Annotated in this window: 15 protein-coding genes; 4 read left to right on the top strand and 11 right to left on the bottom strand. The window is 61.9% G+C overall.

Annotation, left to right across the window (positions count from 1 at the left end; translation table 11 throughout):
• Positions 1 to 5: 5 nt before the first annotated feature.
• Positions 6 to 1,718 carry a phosphoenolpyruvate--protein phosphotransferase gene (gene ptsP / locus AB4Z15_RS04930; protein WP_442016338.1) on the top strand — a complete coding sequence of 571 codons (1,713 nt, stop codon included), beginning with the start codon at positions 6 to 8 and terminating at the stop codon, positions 1,716 to 1,718.
• Between the two features lie 35 nt (positions 1,719 to 1,753).
• Positions 1,754 to 2,032 (top strand): HPr family phosphocarrier protein, encoded by a 279-nt coding sequence (locus AB4Z15_RS04925; RefSeq protein WP_442016337.1) that lies wholly within the window; start codon positions 1,754 to 1,756, stop codon positions 2,030 to 2,032.
• 102 nt (positions 2,033 to 2,134) lie between these two features.
• Here the strand turns inward: AB4Z15_RS04925 and AB4Z15_RS04920 are convergent, their stop codons facing one another.
• From AB4Z15_RS04920 to AB4Z15_RS04885, 8 genes are all read right to left on the bottom strand, one after another.
• Entirely contained in the window at positions 2,135 to 3,238 is a 1,104-nt protein-coding gene (locus tag AB4Z15_RS04920; protein WP_442016336.1) for a membrane dipeptidase, read from the bottom strand.
• Positions 3,219 to 4,181, bottom strand: coding sequence for an ABC transporter substrate-binding protein (locus tag AB4Z15_RS04915; protein WP_442016335.1), 963 nt, complete (start codon positions 4,179 to 4,181; stop codon positions 3,219 to 3,221). Before AB4Z15_RS04915 ends, AB4Z15_RS04920 begins: the two co-directional genes overlap by 20 nt.
• Positions 4,174 to 5,616 (bottom strand): MFS transporter, encoded by a 1,443-nt coding sequence (locus tag AB4Z15_RS04910; RefSeq protein WP_442016334.1) that lies wholly within the window; start codon positions 5,614 to 5,616, stop codon positions 4,174 to 4,176. The genes AB4Z15_RS04915 and AB4Z15_RS04910 overlap by 8 nt, the downstream gene beginning before the upstream one ends.
• A 187-nt stretch (positions 5,617 to 5,803) precedes the next feature.
• Positions 5,804 to 6,544, bottom strand: a complete 741-nt coding sequence (locus AB4Z15_RS04905; RefSeq protein WP_442016333.1) for an SDR family NAD(P)-dependent oxidoreductase — start codon at positions 6,542 to 6,544, stop codon at positions 5,804 to 5,806.
• Positions 6,541 to 7,626, bottom strand: coding sequence for an NAD/NADP octopine/nopaline dehydrogenase family protein (locus AB4Z15_RS04900; protein WP_442016332.1), 1,086 nt, complete (start codon positions 7,624 to 7,626; stop codon positions 6,541 to 6,543). Before AB4Z15_RS04900 ends, AB4Z15_RS04905 begins: the two co-directional genes overlap by 4 nt.
• Positions 7,623 to 9,047 (bottom strand): dihydroorotase, encoded by a 1,425-nt coding sequence (locus AB4Z15_RS04895; RefSeq protein WP_442016331.1) that lies wholly within the window; start codon positions 9,045 to 9,047, stop codon positions 7,623 to 7,625. Before AB4Z15_RS04895 ends, AB4Z15_RS04900 begins: the two co-directional genes overlap by 4 nt.
• On the bottom strand, positions 9,047 to 10,501 hold the full coding sequence (locus AB4Z15_RS04890; RefSeq protein WP_442016330.1) for an aldehyde dehydrogenase family protein: 1,455 nt from the start codon (positions 10,499 to 10,501) through the stop codon (positions 9,047 to 9,049). Before AB4Z15_RS04890 ends, AB4Z15_RS04895 begins: the two co-directional genes overlap by 1 nt.
• Positions 10,498 to 11,460 carry a polysaccharide deacetylase family protein gene (locus tag AB4Z15_RS04885; RefSeq protein WP_442016329.1) on the bottom strand — a complete coding sequence of 321 codons (963 nt, stop codon included), beginning with the start codon at positions 11,458 to 11,460 and terminating at the stop codon, positions 10,498 to 10,500. The genes AB4Z15_RS04890 and AB4Z15_RS04885 overlap by 4 nt, the downstream gene beginning before the upstream one ends.
• Before the next feature lie 181 nt (positions 11,461 to 11,641).
• Here AB4Z15_RS04885 and AB4Z15_RS04880 point away from each other — a divergent pair, with 181 nt between their 5' ends.
• Positions 11,642 to 12,412, top strand: a complete 771-nt coding sequence (locus tag AB4Z15_RS04880; protein ID WP_442016328.1) for an FCD domain-containing protein — start codon at positions 11,642 to 11,644, stop codon at positions 12,410 to 12,412.
• On the opposite strand, the gene AB4Z15_RS04875 is transcribed toward AB4Z15_RS04880, so the two are convergent.
• Together AB4Z15_RS04875 and AB4Z15_RS04870 are read right to left on the bottom strand one after the other, a co-directional pair.
• Positions 12,409 to 13,365 (bottom strand): DNA topoisomerase IB, encoded by a 957-nt coding sequence (locus tag AB4Z15_RS04875; RefSeq protein ID WP_442016327.1) that lies wholly within the window; start codon positions 13,363 to 13,365, stop codon positions 12,409 to 12,411. The two genes, AB4Z15_RS04880 and AB4Z15_RS04875, sit on opposite strands and share 4 nt — an antisense overlap.
• Before the next feature lie 33 nt (positions 13,366 to 13,398).
• On the bottom strand, positions 13,399 to 13,878 hold the full coding sequence (locus AB4Z15_RS04870; protein WP_442002900.1) for a Dps family protein: 480 nt from the start codon (positions 13,876 to 13,878) through the stop codon (positions 13,399 to 13,401).
• Between the two features lie 312 nt (positions 13,879 to 14,190).
• Here AB4Z15_RS04870 and AB4Z15_RS04865 point away from each other — a divergent pair, with 312 nt between their 5' ends.
• On the top strand, positions 14,191 to 14,361 hold the full coding sequence (locus tag AB4Z15_RS04865) for a hypothetical protein (protein WP_223935420.1): 171 nt from the start codon (positions 14,191 to 14,193) through the stop codon (positions 14,359 to 14,361).
• A gap of 287 nt (positions 14,362 to 14,648) precedes the next feature.
• Here AB4Z15_RS04865 and AB4Z15_RS04860 read toward each other — a convergent pair whose 3' ends face one another.
• The gene (locus AB4Z15_RS04860; RefSeq protein ID WP_442016326.1) at positions 14,649 to 14,804 is read right to left on the bottom strand and encodes a hypothetical protein; all 156 of its coding nucleotides are present in this window, start codon (positions 14,802 to 14,804) and stop codon (positions 14,649 to 14,651) included.
• Positions 14,805 to 14,816: the final 12 nt, after the last annotated feature.

Below are 14,816 nucleotides of genomic sequence, written 5' to 3'. Positions count from 1 at the left end.
GATACATGCAGACCTTCTCAGGCGTAGGCGTAGCTCCCGGGCGCGTCCTGGCACCGGTAAAGCAAATGCCGAAACCGGTCCAGGAACCGCACGCGAACGTCAACATTCCTGCCGACGTCACGGTTGAATCGCAGGGGCAGCGCATCAAGGACGCTGCCAAGGCGGTTCAGGCGGAACTGAGGGCCCGCGCGGCTACGGCCAGCGGAGAAGGCAAGGAAGTCCTGGAAGCAACGGCTTTGATGGCCGCCGACCCCATGCTGGTGAAATCGGCCATCAAGCTGTTGTCTCCCGAGGCTCCAGGTGGTGCACGGACTGCTGAACGTGCAATCTGGGAGGCTGGCGGAACGGTGGCTGAGACCCTCAAGGGCCTGGGCGGGTACATGGCTGAGCGCGTGGCGGACGTCCTCGACGTCCGGGCACGCATCGTGTCGGAGCTTCGGGGCTTGCCGGCACCGGGAATCCCCGCCTCCGATGTCCCCTTCATCCTTGCGGCCGAGGACCTGGCGCCTGCTGACACCGCCACGCTGGACCCATCCAAGGTAGTCGCGCTGATTACTTCCAGCGGCGGACCGCAGTCGCACACAGCCATCCTTGCCCGTGCGCTCGGCTTGCCCGCCGTCGTCGCCGCCCTCGGCGTGGACGAGATCGCGGACGGCACCGAGGTTTACGTTGACGGCGCCGCGGGGACCATCACCGCTGAGCCTGGGGAAGACCTGCGGTTGGCTGCCAAGGCGTGGGCCACCCAGGCTTCCACACTTGCCGCCTTCAGCGGCAACAACACCATGGCGGACGGTTTCCGGGTGCCGTTGTTGGCAAACGTCGGCACGGGTGCGGACGCTGTCAAAGCGGCCGACGCCGGAGCCGAAGGCGTTGGACTTCTGCGCACCGAATTCTGCTTCCTGGACCGCGACGACGAACCCACTGTGGAGGAACAGGTCGCCGCCTACGGAGATGTTTTCGCAGCCTTCCCGGGTAAGAAAGTTGTGGTCCGGACCCTGGACGCCGGCGCGGACAAGCCGCTGCCGTTCCTCACCAATGCCGACGAACCGAACCCTGCGCTCGGTGTCCGCGGATACCGCACGGACCTCACGTCCCCCGGCGTCCTCGAACGGCAACTCGAGGCCATCGCCGCCGCCGAAGCAGCCAACAACGCCGAGGTCTGGGTCATGGCACCCATGATCTCGACGGCGGACGAGGCCGCGCGGTTCGCCACCCTTTGCGCCGCCGCCGGGCTCAAGACCCCGGGTGTCATGGTCGAAGTCCCGTCGGCAGCACTGACCGCCGCCACAGTCTTGCGCGAAGTCAGTTTCGCCTCGCTGGGCACCAATGACCTCACCCAGTACGCCATGGCAGCGGACCGTCAGCTCGGGCCGCTCGCCACCCTGAACGATCCTTGGCAGCCTGCAGTACTGCAGCTGGTCAAGCTAACGGCCGACGGCGCCGCGCAGGTCAGCGGCGAAAGCGGCACGGCAAAGCCTGTTGGCGTGTGCGGTGAGGCAGCAGCGGACCCGGCCCTCGCCGTCGTACTGGTTGGACTCGGCGTCGCGACACTGTCGATGAGCGCCCGGGCGCTTGCCGGCGTCGCAGCCGTGCTTGCCACCGTGACCGTTGCCCAGGCGCAACAGCTCGCAGCAACCGCTCTGGCGGCGCCCAATGCAGCCGCGGCACGCAGCGCGGTCCGGGCCCAGCTTCCCATCCTGAACGAGCTCGGCCTCTAGACTTCCCACAAACCACCCACAACAAAGGAGCACCAATGCCTGAACGTACCGCCACCATCGCAAGCCGCGTCGGCCTCCACGCCCGCCCGGCAGCCATCTTCGCTGAAGCCGCAGGCGACCTTGACCTCGAGGTCACGATCGCCCGTGAAGGCGAGCCGGCCGATGACGCCATGGACGCAGCAAGCATCCTGTCCCTCATGAGCCTGGGCGCCTCCCACGGCGACGTCGTAGTGCTGCGCGCCGAAGGCGAAGGCGCAGAAGCAGCCCTGGACACCCTGGTGAAGATCCTCGAAACGGACCACGACGCCGAGTAAGACCGCGAAACCGCTCAGCGACACGGAAAAGGCCTGACGTCACCCGGATTTGGGTGGCATCAGGCCTTTTCTCTGTCTTGAGCAGGAATCCCGTCTTGCGTTCTAGCCGACGACCCGGCTCATCAGGTCAATGAAGTTGCCCCCGAGCGCGGCCAGGACTGTGCCATCATCTAGCCCGCGGATGACCAGCTCCCGGGTGACATTGGGAAGGCCCTCGTAAGTTTTGATGCCCTCGGCGTAGGGGTACCACGGCGGTCTGTGCAGACAGCCCGGGCCTTCCCATTTCATCCGCTTTACGTATAGCGTGCCGTCGTACTGGATATTGAGATATCCGTGTTCATCGATGTATGCGGAGTCATAGACACTCCGTCTGCCCTTGGGAAAGTCCGTGCAGACGCCTACGCCTCCAGCGCCGAAGATTTCCAGAGTATGCATGAGATGGTCAACCATGTTGGCCACCGTGGGCTGGTATTCATCGTTGATTTCCAGGGGCATCGTGCTCATCATGCCGCCCTTGCTGGCAACCACTTGCATAGTGTCGTCCGTGGCATTTCTGCGGTTTCCGAACACGGAATGGCAGTTGTTGTGGGAGAAGTATGGCGGTGCGATTGAAGCCTGTGCAGCAGTCAGTTGGGTCCGCTTTCCGCCGTGGGAGAGATCGACCAACATGCCCACCCGGTTCATCTCAGAAATCATGTCGCGACCGATGCTGCTGATCCCGGAGTTTTCCGGCTCAGCGCAGCCGTCGCCCAGGAAGTTGCGCTTGTTGTATGTGATCGCCGATGAGACTACCCCCATGTCTTTGAAGAGTTCTACATTGCCGGGATCATCCCCAAATGGCTTGGCGTTCTGGAAAAGGTAGTAAACGCCGATTCGGCCATCCTCCTTGGCTTGCCGGATGTCGTCGGCGCACCTGACCTTCACGAGGTCCCTCGAGTGCTTACGGATATTGCGGTTCCAGAAAGTGATCTGGTCCATGGCCGCCCGCTGATCGTGTTCCTCCGCTGAGAGGGTCATGCCAACGCAGTCCACCCCCCCACGGCGCAGGAGGGCGATGGAATCATCCAAGGATCCATCTCCACCCGGAGGAATCGCGCCGCAGGTATCCACCACCGTTGCCTGGGAGTGGAGTTCCAGGGCGTGCTGATCTTCGTCCCTGCTCACCTCCCGGGAGAGGTAAGGGTGATCAAGCTGCGTCTGTGTCATTCTCGTCTCCTTGGAATTCTGTGCCGGAGGGTTCTTCGATCATTTCCAGGAGTTCCGTGTCGCTTGCGAGCAGCCCAGCCCGCACGAGCGCGGCCCGCCAAGCCCTGAACTCCCCCGGAACTGCTTGTGGCTTCTTTGCCCAAAAACCGATGCGCTGGAACTGTTCAACCGTGCCCTTCAGCTCCCCGAGCGGGATGGCAGAAAACCATTCGCGTGCTGCTGCAGCCACATCGGCTGAGCTTTGCACTGCCAGCCATGCTTGGGCTTTCTCCAAAGCGGCGCGGAAGGCATCGAGTTCAGCGCCGTGATCCTGTGCCCACACCCGGGTGCAGCAGTAGACAGACCAAGGGACGGGACCTAGCCCATTGGCCAGGGGGACCGCTTCACGTAATCGGGGGTCCTGGGCTTCCTGCCCGCCGGCCAGGAAAAAATCTCCCGATCCGCTAAGGAACTCCTCCACCACAGCTTCAGGCTGGTAGCCAACCAGGAGCCTGACATCCCCCAAGGGGATGCCGCGCTGGTGCAGGATCTCCAGGAAGGCGACCCATGATGTAGGGACAAAGCTTGGGGCCACGAGCACAACCCTGCCACGCAGTTCCTGCCAGTCGAAGGAATCCGGGCTTCCACCAATCACAGCGTCAGCGGCCCGTTGAAAGAGGAAATGCCGGGTCTGGGTGTTGCTCACTGCAGCAATGACGCTGGGTGTCGTCCTGTTGAGCCGGTCTGCAAAAACGACGCTTCCCAGGACAAGCTCGGCTTCGCCGCGGACCACTGAATCGGTGATAGTTCCATGTCCGGGCTGCTTCTCGATCACCTCAACGTTGATCCCCTGGCCGGCAAAGTAGCCGCGGGAGATTCCCACGTAATGGGGTAGGTAGGCAAGGTTCCGGGCCGCAACGATGCGTATGGTGCCGCCCGGAACGGGCGTCAGCGTTTCAGCCATGGAAGACGGGCCTCGCCTCGTTTGCCTCTTCGAGCGTCTGGTCCTTGGTTTCAACACCAGCCCATGCCAGGACTGCCGTTATGGCGAACATGATTGCCATGGTGGTGAAAATCCCGGGAAGGCCGGCGTTATCGAAGATCAGAGCAATCAACGGCGGCATGACGATGATGCCCAGGCCACCGGTGCCCTTGACGAAGGAGACTCCGAACCCGCGCACCCTGGTGGGGAACAGTTCCGGGGCCCAGGACCACAACGTCGTGGTTAGCAGGAGTGTGAAGAACTGGAACAGGGAGCCGAACACCAGAATCAGCGGGTCCGTGTTCGCCAGCAGACCGAATCCCAGGCCGACCAGGCAGCCAAGCACGGCACCAGTGACCATTACCGTGCGTCGCTTGAACCGATATGTGATGGTTGCCGCACATAAGGCACCGAGGAGGCTGCCAATTTGCATGATCAGCGTGTACAGCAGGCTTTGGCCAAGAGTTGAACCGCGGGCGACAAGGAAGGTTGGCATCAGGGTCAGAAGTGACATCTGGGCGGCCACAACCATGAAGTACGCGCCACTGGCCGTTGCAGTCCGGCGGCGCAGGCCGCTGGTGAAGATCTCGCCCAAACGAATCTTCTCGGGGCGGACAATGCGGTTACCGTCTGTGGCTTGGAGGTCTTCTTCACGGATATGGATTTCATCGTCAGGGACCTTGCCCGCTGCCAACGCGGTCAGGCTTCGATTTGCGCCGGCAATGTCGCCGCGCGTGAGGAGAAAGCGCGGTGATTCCGGCATGTTGCGCCGAATCACCAAAACAAGAAGGACCGGCAGGATCAGAAGGCCGAACAGCCAACGCCATGCAACCTGCGGTCCACCAAAGAAGTTTCCCAAGGCTACAAGGACAAGGGCGGCGTAAGCGGGGGCGACGACGTTGCCAAGTCCACCGGAACCAACATTGAGGGCGGCTACCGCTTGGGCGCGGTATTTGGTGGGCATGATTTCGCAGATCAGAGCAATTCCCACTGCCAGCTCGCCCCCAAGGCCGATACCCACTATCAATCGCGACCCCATGAGAACTTCGTAGTTTGGGGCCAGCGCGCAGAGTACGCCGCCCACTGAGTAAACGACGAGATTCGCTACGAGGGCGAACTTCCGGCCCTTGATATCCGAGAGCATCCCGCCCAGGTACGCCCCGATCGTAAGTCCGATGAAGGTCATGGAGCTGATCAAGGCAAATTCGGCTTTGGAGATGCCGAAGGTCGCAATAATCTGCGGGCCAGCCAAGCCAAGGGAGTTGGACTCGAGGATGTCGAAGAACATACCGGCGACAACCAGCAGGATTGTTGTCCAGTGGGTCCGTGTCAGCGGAATCTTGTCGACCGATTCGGAGAGCTTCAACAGCATGGAATTAAGTCTGGGGCTGCCGCCCTTAATGTCTAGTGAACTCATTTTTTGCCTCCTGAGAATGGGCTGAGTGCTTCCGGAAACAGCGGCTGCACCATTGCCTGCCACTTTGTTTTTTGTGAAGCCGGAGCCTGAGCCCTCCGGGCTTCAGTGTGATCCGTACCACCAAATCTACTTCATCATCAATGATGATGCAATAACTTTTTCCTTTTGGCCTACGGCTCCCGGACGGCTACCGGGACATCGCGGAAAGGGACAAACCGCCGTCCAGGACGACCATCTCCCCCACGGCATAGCTGGCTTCGGGGCCGGCAAGCCAAAGGTAGACGCCAGTTATTTCTTCTATGCGCGCAGGTCGCCCCAGCGCTCCGCTGTAGACGCCGGAGTCGGCTGTCTCGGTGAGGAACCTAGTCTGGACATCGCCCGGGCACACACCGTTGACGAGGATCCCCGAGGGTGCGAGCTCCATGGCCATTGACTTCACCAGTCCCATAAGCCCCCACTTGGCGGCTGCATAGACGGCATAGCCGGGCTCAGCCGTCAGGCCTGCCACTGAGGATGTGGCAATGACTCTTCCAGGAACCCCATCCCTGAGCATGCGGGCCGCCCCGCAACGCATCGTATTGAAGGCGCCTTTGAGGTTGTTGTCCATCAGCCAGTCCCAGGTTTTGTCTGAGGTCTCCAGGGCGGACTGCTTTGGCAGAGACACGCCGGCGTTGGCTATAACAACATCGAACGCGTGCTCTGCGTCAGCAAAGAAGCCCTCCGTAGCCCTGGTATCGGTCACGTCGAGTTCAATGGCCGTTGCATTCGGAATGCCCATTGCCGTCCGCTCAGCTTCCGGTCCGTCCTTGTCGAGCAGGGTGACATGGGCGCCTGCGCCCGCGAAGCGCTCGGCAATACCGCGGCCGATCCCCCGGGCTGCTCCCGTAACCGCAATCCGCTTGCCGGTGTGCGGCCATTCTCCGGTCATTTCTGGGCTCCTACCCGTTGCCGTAGTCCTGCTATGCCGTTTGGTCCCAGACCAGCCACTCGACCCGGCACAGCGGGGTGTTCCCTGAAGTCCTGACCTTCCAGCATGGAGATCAAGGAGATCACGGCAGTCATCGCTGGCGTGGGAGTACCTGCCCGTTGGCCGAGTACTTCCAAGGGAACGAGGCCGCACGGTACGTCCTCCGTGACGAAGCGCCGTTGGAAGGTTGGACCAACCCGGGGCGGCAGCATTTCCCGCGAGCTTGGTCCATAGGCCCGCGACGAGAAGTCGTTCCTGCTTACGCCATGCCGGCCCATGCCTAGGGCTCTCATGACAGCGAGTCGTTCGGCGTCGAGCACGTTACGCAGTGCTTCCAGCGCCGGTGCACCGAAGTCGCCCAAGTGGAACGCCCCCTGGTGTGGGATCAAACCATGCGCCTCTTGAGAGGCTATGACCGCATTCAGCACTGTTGCCGGTACATGGGCGACGGGGTTCGGGTTGTTCAGGGACGAGGCCACCTGGTGCCGGGCCAGTGTTGCGGCAGGAAGCCATGGCGTCAGCAAGGACATGCCTTTGGTGGCGGCAAGCTCACTCGCCGCAGACACTTCTAACCAGCTCTTCACTGCGGAAATATGTACCGAACCGTCACCAGGGGCGTACGACAGGTGGGGCGTGGTGTTCATCGCAACGACGCAGTCCTCGCCACCTGTGAACCCGGCTGCGGTGAGCGCCCCCGCAAATGCGGATGCCCCGTTGGCGTAACCCGTGGCGAGCACACAAAGTTGGCCTTCGTGCAGGACGCTGGCAAGACTTTGAGCCACAGCCAGATGTCGGTCCGCGGTGGTCGCAATGAAGATCAGGCCGCACTCTTCTAGGCTGTCGTAGCCGTCAGACAACTCTGGGAGAGCAAATACGGCGTCTCCCAGATGACCGCTCATCGTGAGCGTTCCTGAGCGGCGAAGCCTGTCCAACAAATGATGATTCTGGTCGACCATATTCCGTACCGCCCCGCCCTGCTGCGTCACGTGCGCGGCAAGGGCAAGCCCCGTGCTTCCACAGCCGATGATCCCTACCGGTGTCATGGGCGGCCGCCGCCGGGTCGGACCAGCTGACCGAACCCGGGCTGGCCGAGCACCTTGCCGTCCTTGGCGACGATCCGTCCGCGGACATACGTGGCAACCACAGCTCCGCGCATCAGGCGTCCCGCCCACAGTTTCGCCGCTTCACGACTCACTGAGTGCTGTCTGCCCGGGTCGATCACGCCGCTTCGGTCCATGTCCACCAGAATGAAGTCCGCATCAGCGCCCTCACGTACTTCGCCTTTGGACACGAGACCGAAGACCTGCGATGCGCGCAGGGAGATTGCCCGCGTGAGCTGGGGCAACGTCAGTTTCCCTTGGTTGACCGCGGTCAACAGTGCGGGCACGACGGACTCCAGCCCATGGACTCCGGATGGTGCGCTCCAGATGTCATCCCAGCCTTTGTCCTTGTCCACGGTGGTGTAAGGGGCATGGTCCGTACCGATGTAGTCGATCGTGCCGTCGGCGATGCCTGCCCACAACGCCACAACATCAGCCTCCTCACGTAGGGGCGGATTGATCTTGGCATAGGGGCCCAGATGTTCGCTGGCAGTCAATGTGTGGAACAGGTGATGGGGGCACGCCTCGGCCGTTACCATCTGCCCTTTGGCCTTTGCCCGACGGACGCGCTCCACTGCGGCTCCGGTGCTGATGTGGGCAATTGAAAGCCGGGCGCCGGCGGCGCCCGCTAACAGGATGGCCCGGGCCACTGCTTCCTCCTCGGCCAGGGGCGGCCTTGACTCTGCATGTGCGCGCAGGTCTTTGCGTCCGCTTGTTTTCATTTGCGCCGCAAGGCATCCGCAGATGGAGTCGCTTTCAGCGTGAACGACGGCGACACGCCCTGTTGACGCGATGGCTTTCATGGCGGCAAGAAACGATGCGTCGTCCGGAAGTGCCCGCGAATCGAACCCGGGATCCGCTCCCGGCGCCGGAGCGTTCATGAACGACTTGAATGCCACCGCGCCGGCCGCGGCCTGTTCCACGATCCGCCCGGTGTTGCTGTAACCGGCGCCACCATATAGTCCATAATCGACGATGGCCTTGGGCGCAACGACGTCGTTCTTGTAGTGCCAGCTCGCAGCATCCGCAACCGCAGGAATCCCCGATGGCATCTCAAGCACGGTGGTAACCCCACCCACAGCGGCGGCTGCTGTCCCGGTGCTGAATGTTTCGCGGTGGGGGTGACCTGGGTCCCGGAGGTGGACATGAGTATCAATCATCCCAGCCATGACCATCAGGCCGCTCGCGTCCACAGTCTCAGCTCCGGAGAGTTCGGCCGCAGCTTCGGCGGCCGTGTCGCGGCCCAATCGTTCACGGAGGGCCACGATCTTTCCGTCCCGAACCAGAAGGTCGGCGTCGATAATTCGCTCAGGAAGGACCACCCGCCCACCAGCAACGACCAGCCCGTTTCGTGACGCGCCCATTAGTGTTCGGCCATCATGATCACGGCACCCTTGGACTGTGTGTAGCCAAGTAGGGCCTCGTAGCTCTTCGACGTCCCGTATCCGGAGTGTTTCCGCCCACTGAACGGCAGTTCCACCCCGTTGGAGAAGGTGTTGACCATCACTTGGCCGCAATGCAGGTCCCGGATCATCCTGTGGGCGCGGCCAACGTCAGCGGTCCATACACCTGCCACCAGTCCATAGTCGGTTCCATTGGCAAGTTCCACTGCTTCGTCAGTGCTGTCGAAGCTGGTCACCGTAAGTACCGGTCCGAAGATTTCCTGTTGGGCAATCGAGGCGGTCGGGCTCACGCCGTCAAAGATTGTGGGAAGGATGAAGTTCCCTCCGGCCAAGGCCTCATCATCCGGCACGCCGCCGCCGACCAGGAGTTCGCCTTCTCCTCGGCCCAAGGCAATGTAATCGAGTACCCTCGCTTGCTGTTTGCGCGAAATCACCGGGCCTAAGCCGGGATTCGCCAGTCCCGGGCCGAGGGTGGTTCTCTGGAAGATACGCACGAGCCGGTCGACGAATTCATCATGGACGCTGTCATGGACCAGGAGGCGGGAACCGGCCGAGCAGGTCTGGCCGGCGTTCTGCAGGATTGAAGCGGCCACGGTCGAAGCAGCAGCGTCCATGTCTGCGTCCGCGAAGACGATGTTGGGCGATTTTCCGCCCAGCTCCAGGTCTGCCGGGACGAGGTTGGCTGCTGTGGCCTGCCCGATCTTCACGCCCACCGGCACGGAGCCGGTAAAGGAGAGCTTGCCCAAGCCGGGGTGCGCTGCCAACGCGGCTCCCGCTTCTGCCCCGATACCGGGGACAACATTGAGGACGCCGTCCGGCAGGCCAGCCTGAGACATGATTTCGGCTAGGCGCAGCGTGGACAGCGGCGCTTCCTCTGCCGGTTTAAGCACGCAGCAGTTTCCCGCCGCCAGGGAAGGCGCAAGCGTTCGGGTTGCCAAGCCCAATGGGTAGTTCCAGGGAGTGATGTGCCCGGTGACACCGTAAGGTTCCCGGACCGAGAAGGTCATGCGGTCCGTCGCGGCGGGAATGATGCTGCCGAAGACAGCCTCCACCATATTGGAGTAGTACTCGAAGAAGCGCGCGGCAAAGTTGACGTCCACCACGGCCTGCCGCAAGGGTTTGCCCGTATCCTCGCTCTCTATTCGGGCCAGTTCGTCCCCATTCGCCACGATGGCCGACGAAATACTGCGCAGGATCCGGGCGCGTTCAGCCGCCGTTGTCCGCTTCCACCCGCCGTCGAAAGCCCTGCGTGCTGCGCTTACCGCCTGGTCCACTTCATCGGGGCCACAGGCCGCCACGTTGGCCAGCTCCAGACCTGTCGCCGGATCCAGAACAGCGAAGGAATCCTTGGCGTCAACAGGTTTTCCATTGATGTGCGCAGTACGGCGCTGAGTTCCGAGTATCTGATGCGTCATTGTTCTCCTCCTGCGTTTGCTGATGCTTGAAGTCGTTCCCCCGCTGCCGGCCGTTCCCGGATCCAATGCCTGGCGATCGCCTCACGGGTGCTGAACAGCACATCCCCGGTGCCCAGCGCATATTCGACAAAGTCGCGCATTCCCGCCATGCGGCCGGCCTGTCCGGTGTGGCGGGGGTGGATGCCGATCGACATCATCTTTGGGAAACCCCGGTGTCCTTCGCGCCTAAGCTCGTCCAGGCCGCGGCGGCATGTTTCCCAGAAATCGAATGGACTAGTGAACCCCATGGGCTGGACCAGCCGGCCTTCCGTATAGGTCAAGGTGTACGGGACCACCAAGTGCTCGCGGGCTCCGACCTCTGTAAAATACGGAAGGTCATCGTTATAGGCATCCGAGTCATAGATGAACCCACCTTCTTCGACAAGCAGACGACGGGTGTGCAGGCTTGGCCCCGTCCGCGAACGCCAACCAACCGGCCGGCGTCCGCAGGTCTGCTCTATTGATTCAACCGCCAGCTTGATCCGCTCACGCTCTTGGTCCTGCGTCAATTCCGCGGGGTCGGTCCAGCGCCAGCCATGTGCACAGATGTCGTGTCCCCGTTCGGCCACCCATTGGCAGACCTCCGGGTTCTTTTCCAAAGCAACGGCTGGGGCGAAGAGCGTAGCCGGAAGACTGTACTCATCAAGCAGATCGGCAATCCGCCAGATCCCGGCCCGACTGCCATATTCGTATATAGACTCGACGGCGAGGTCCCTGTGTCCGGGCCCGGCTTCACGCCCCGGCCCGAGGCTCTCGCCCCGGGCATCCCCATCGAGGACGCTCCGCTCAGCGCCTTCCTCGTAGGCGATGCAGAAGTTCACCACGGCGGCTGCGTTTTGCGGCCAAGATACCTGGGGCTTATGTCTGCCATAGCCGATGAAGTCCCGCACGGGCCCCAGATCACTCTGAGAACTTTTCATTGAATCCACCCACACTTCGAACCGATGTTCCTCGACAGCATTAGTACTTCATCACCAATGATGAAGTACTAATGCACAGCAGTCAACAGCTGCTTCCTGAGCAGTGCCTGCTTCGGGAGCTGTGGGAAGATGGCTTCCATGCAGACGCGCGAACCCCTCGCCACGGGAAAGGAGGCCTCTAGTGACCTCACCGAACCTTGAGATGGAAATCCTGGCACTCACGCTGATCCGGGAGTCAGAACGACCCGTAGGCTCGTCTCGTTTGGCAGAGGCTTTCAATGAGTCCGGCATCCATGTGGCGGAGGCAACGGCCGGCCGTTTCCTGCGCTCACTTGATCAACAGGGCCTCACCCTCATCCCACGCCCGAAGCAGGGGCGGGTGGTTACGGAACTAGGCCAGCAACGACTTGAAGAACTGAGGGCAGCCCTGCGCGTCCAGGAAAACGGAGCAAATCTGGTCCGGGCCGCCAGCACTACGGATCTAAATGAACTCTTGGACATTCTGGTGGTCCGCCGCGCAGTCGAATCCGAAGGCGCGCGACTGGCCGCGGAAAGCGCCTCAGATGAGGAGCTCGACGAGATCTCCCGCCAGGCCACCAGCCATGGCGACGCGGTAGCGGCCGGGGCAACCCCCAATAGGGATTCCTCCACTCTGTTTCACCGCACAGTTGCCGCCGCAACGCACAACAGAATCCTCGAGTCCATGGCACATCTCCTTATCGAACCGGCCAATCCGAATCTGACCACCGTTCTGGAAGAAGTGTCCCTAAACTCCCAGGTTGTCTCCGAACAAGCCCATGACCACGCGGAGCTGGCCGCAGCTTTGTCCCGGCGGGATGCGGAGGCTGCGGGGCGACTGATGCACCAACACGTCGGCCACTTGATCGATGCCGTAAGGGTCTACCTCGAACATAGTGCTAAACAAACCGGCCGGGGCACGCGGCCCAGCTAGCCCTGCTTCCCAACGAGGAAAGCGGCAATCGAGGCCTCGGTCGGATTCACGTCCTGCAATTCTCCGGACAGATAGGCCTCCACGATCCTGGGGTCCACGTAGGATGTACGCGCCACGGTGGGGGTGTTGCCGAGCAGTTGGGCAGCGTCCTTCATGGCCTTCACCAAAGCCTGGGGTCGCGTCATGGTGCCTTCGGACTTCACCAGGGATAGGGCTGCCGCCGCGGTCCCCTTCCAAGTACGGAAATCCTTGGAGGTGTAGGCTGCTCCAGCAATGCCGCGCAGGTACTCGTTGATCATCGAAGCATCAACGGAAACCCATGGACCGTCGGATTGGTAGGCCAGCAGGCGTTCCTTGCCGGGCCGCCGCGCCAGTGGCTCAAGGAAAGCTGCCAGCGCGGGATCCTGGATGGAAGTGTCCCACCACTGTCCGCTCTTGCCGGGAAACTTCAGGCCGACGGCATTGTCTTTGATTCGGGCGTGCCTGCACCTGAGCGTGGTGAGTCCATAGGAGCCGTTCTGACGCATGTAGCTTTCAGAGCCCACGCGGAGAGCGCCGAGGTCCATGAGGCGCACTGCCGCCGCCAGGGTCTGTTGCCTGGGAGACGACGCGTCTTTCAAGTGCAGCGTGACAGTTCTTCGCACGGCAGGGAGCACGGAGCCCAATTCCGCGGCGCGCTGGAACTTCTCGGTGTCTTTACGTTCGCGCCATCGGGGGTGGTAGATGTACTGGCTTCGACCCGCGGCGTCGACTCCCGTGGCCTGGATGTGCCCATTGCTATCAGGACAGATCCACACTTCGGTCCAAGCAGGCGGGATCGCCAGCGCATTAATGCGCTGGCGATCCTCTTGGCTTACCAGACTCCCGTCGGGATACCTGTAACTGAACCCTTTACCTGCCCTGCGGCGTTCAATACCGGGCTTGGAAAGGTCGCTTCGCCGAAGCCTTGGCATTTTCAGTCCGAGGATCGCGTCTTCTGTCGCCGGTTAGGCTTCGTCGGGATCCGTGACAGCGGCTCCCGCGCTCATGATTTCGGCGTTGATCATCCACACGAGCTGCTCCAGGCGGGCGATGAATTCGTGCAGGAGGTCCGCGGTAGTGGGGTCTTCTTCATCCACCTCGTCATGGACGTCACGCATGGTCTGGACGGTACGTTCCACGCGCTCGGTCACCAGCTTGACGGCGTTCTTGGTGTTGACCAGCCCGCCGGGGAATTCTTCAAGGCGAGTTCCGGCCGAGATGGTCCCGCTCCGGCCGTCCGGCAGGGCGTGAAGGGCCCGCATCCGCTCGGCGGTGTCATCCGCGAATTTCCGGGTGGCGGCGACGAGTTCGTCCAGCTGGAGGTGGAGGTCGCGGAAGTTCGGACCAACGATGTTCCAGTGCGCCTGCTTGCCCTGGAGCTGTAGCTCGATCAGGTCTGTCAGGACGATTTGAAGGTTGTCTGCAAGCTGCTGTGACGCTTTCATGTGTTCCTCTCCTTGGACGGTCGGTGCAAGCGAAAAACCCTTGTGTCGAATTCCTTCAACGTAGGTCAATCATCAAGTGGCGACATCAATAACTCTTTCATAAGGATGCTTAGTAGTACAATGAAGAGTGTCGCCGTTCACATCTGGCGAACTTCGCCCCTCGGCGAAGGCCGGAAGTGATAGCGATAAAAGGCCTTGGAGGCGGTGGAACGCTTCCAAGTACCGGTAGAAGTAAATCGAAGTAAAGAGGAATGCATAGTCAGGAATCCAAAAGATTCTTTGCGGATTCCCCCAGAAAGGAATGTGCTGACCATGAACACGCTTCTGATCATTGCTGGTGTAGTTGCGATTGTCCTTCTCTTGGTGGGCGGCTTCTCGTCGGCCCTGAACTGGCTGCTGTGGGTAGGCGTCGTCCTCCTCGTCATCGCAGCTATCGGCTGGCTGCTCAGCTTCATGTCGGGCCGCAGGGGACACACGGTATAGAGCGCGCACCGCGACAATGACCCGAACCGGCCGAGCACGATGGTCGGACTGCCGATGAATATCCGCGGAATGTGAGGGCTGTCCCACTGCAGTTGAACCTGCAGGCAGGGGGCAGTCCTCCGGCGCATCCGGCACCCGGATACATCTACCGAACAGGCGCTTTAGCCGCCGTGCTTTAGTCGCCCGCAGTGGGAGGGGGCGCCGCGTCGGGATCCCGCGGAGTGGGGAATTCGTCCGGGGACTCCGGAACAGGAGAGGTATCCGGGTCTTCCGGGGTGGGGCTGCCCTCAGGTGGTTCCCCCCGGTCCGGGAGGCGTTCCTGGCGATGGGCGTTCCGGTGTTTCACGCTCCGATCCCTGTCCTGGCAGTTCCTGCTCAGGGGTTGGCGTGCCATAGCCGCCGGCAGCGTCTTCCGGATCAACGCGGTGTTCGTCCTGACTCATTTCTTCCTCCTT

Source organism: Paenarthrobacter sp. 2TAF44 (assembly GCF_052114885.1).
In the GTDB taxonomy this organism is placed as follows: Bacteria; Actinomycetota; Actinomycetes; order Actinomycetales; family Micrococcaceae; genus Arthrobacter.
The sequence above is the reverse complement of the archived record's forward strand: the minus strand, read 5'-3'. Positions and strand labels throughout refer to the sequence as shown.

Excerpts from the sequence above, each read along its gene's own strand:
- ptsP (WP_442016338.1), top strand. The coding sequence starts at position 6 with ATGCAGACCTTCTCAGGCGTAGGCGTAGCTCCCGGGCGCGTCCTGGCA.
- AB4Z15_RS04925 (WP_442016337.1), top strand. The coding sequence starts at position 1,754 with ATGCCTGAACGTACCGCCACCATCGCAAGCCGCGTCGGCCTCCACGCC.
- AB4Z15_RS04920 (WP_442016336.1), bottom strand. The coding sequence starts at position 3,238 with ATGACACAGACGCAGCTTGATCACCCTTACCTCTCCCGGGAGGTGAGC.
- AB4Z15_RS04915 (WP_442016335.1), bottom strand. The coding sequence starts at position 4,181 with ATGGCTGAAACGCTGACGCCCGTTCCGGGCGGCACCATACGCATCGTT.
- AB4Z15_RS04910 (WP_442016334.1), bottom strand. The coding sequence starts at position 5,616 with ATGAGTTCACTAGACATTAAGGGCGGCAGCCCCAGACTTAATTCCATG.
- AB4Z15_RS04905 (WP_442016333.1), bottom strand. The coding sequence starts at position 6,544 with ATGACCGGAGAATGGCCGCACACCGGCAAGCGGATTGCGGTTACGGGA.
- AB4Z15_RS04900 (WP_442016332.1), bottom strand. The coding sequence starts at position 7,626 with ATGACACCGGTAGGGATCATCGGCTGTGGAAGCACGGGGCTTGCCCTT.
- AB4Z15_RS04895 (WP_442016331.1), bottom strand. The coding sequence starts at position 9,047 with ATGGGCGCGTCACGAAACGGGCTGGTCGTTGCTGGTGGGCGGGTGGTC.
- AB4Z15_RS04890 (WP_442016330.1), bottom strand. The coding sequence starts at position 10,501 with ATGACGCATCAGATACTCGGAACTCAGCGCCGTACTGCGCACATCAAT.
- AB4Z15_RS04885 (WP_442016329.1), bottom strand. The coding sequence starts at position 11,460 with ATGAAAAGTTCTCAGAGTGATCTGGGGCCCGTGCGGGACTTCATCGGC.
- AB4Z15_RS04875 (WP_442016327.1), bottom strand. The coding sequence starts at position 13,365 with ATGCCAAGGCTTCGGCGAAGCGACCTTTCCAAGCCCGGTATTGAACGC.
- AB4Z15_RS04870 (WP_442002900.1), bottom strand. The coding sequence starts at position 13,878 with ATGAAAGCGTCACAGCAGCTTGCAGACAACCTTCAAATCGTCCTGACA.
- AB4Z15_RS04865 (WP_223935420.1), top strand. The coding sequence starts at position 14,191 with ATGAACACGCTTCTGATCATTGCTGGTGTAGTTGCGATTGTCCTTCTC.
- AB4Z15_RS04860 (WP_442016326.1), bottom strand. The coding sequence starts at position 14,804 with ATGAGTCAGGACGAACACCGCGTTGATCCGGAAGACGCTGCCGGCGGC.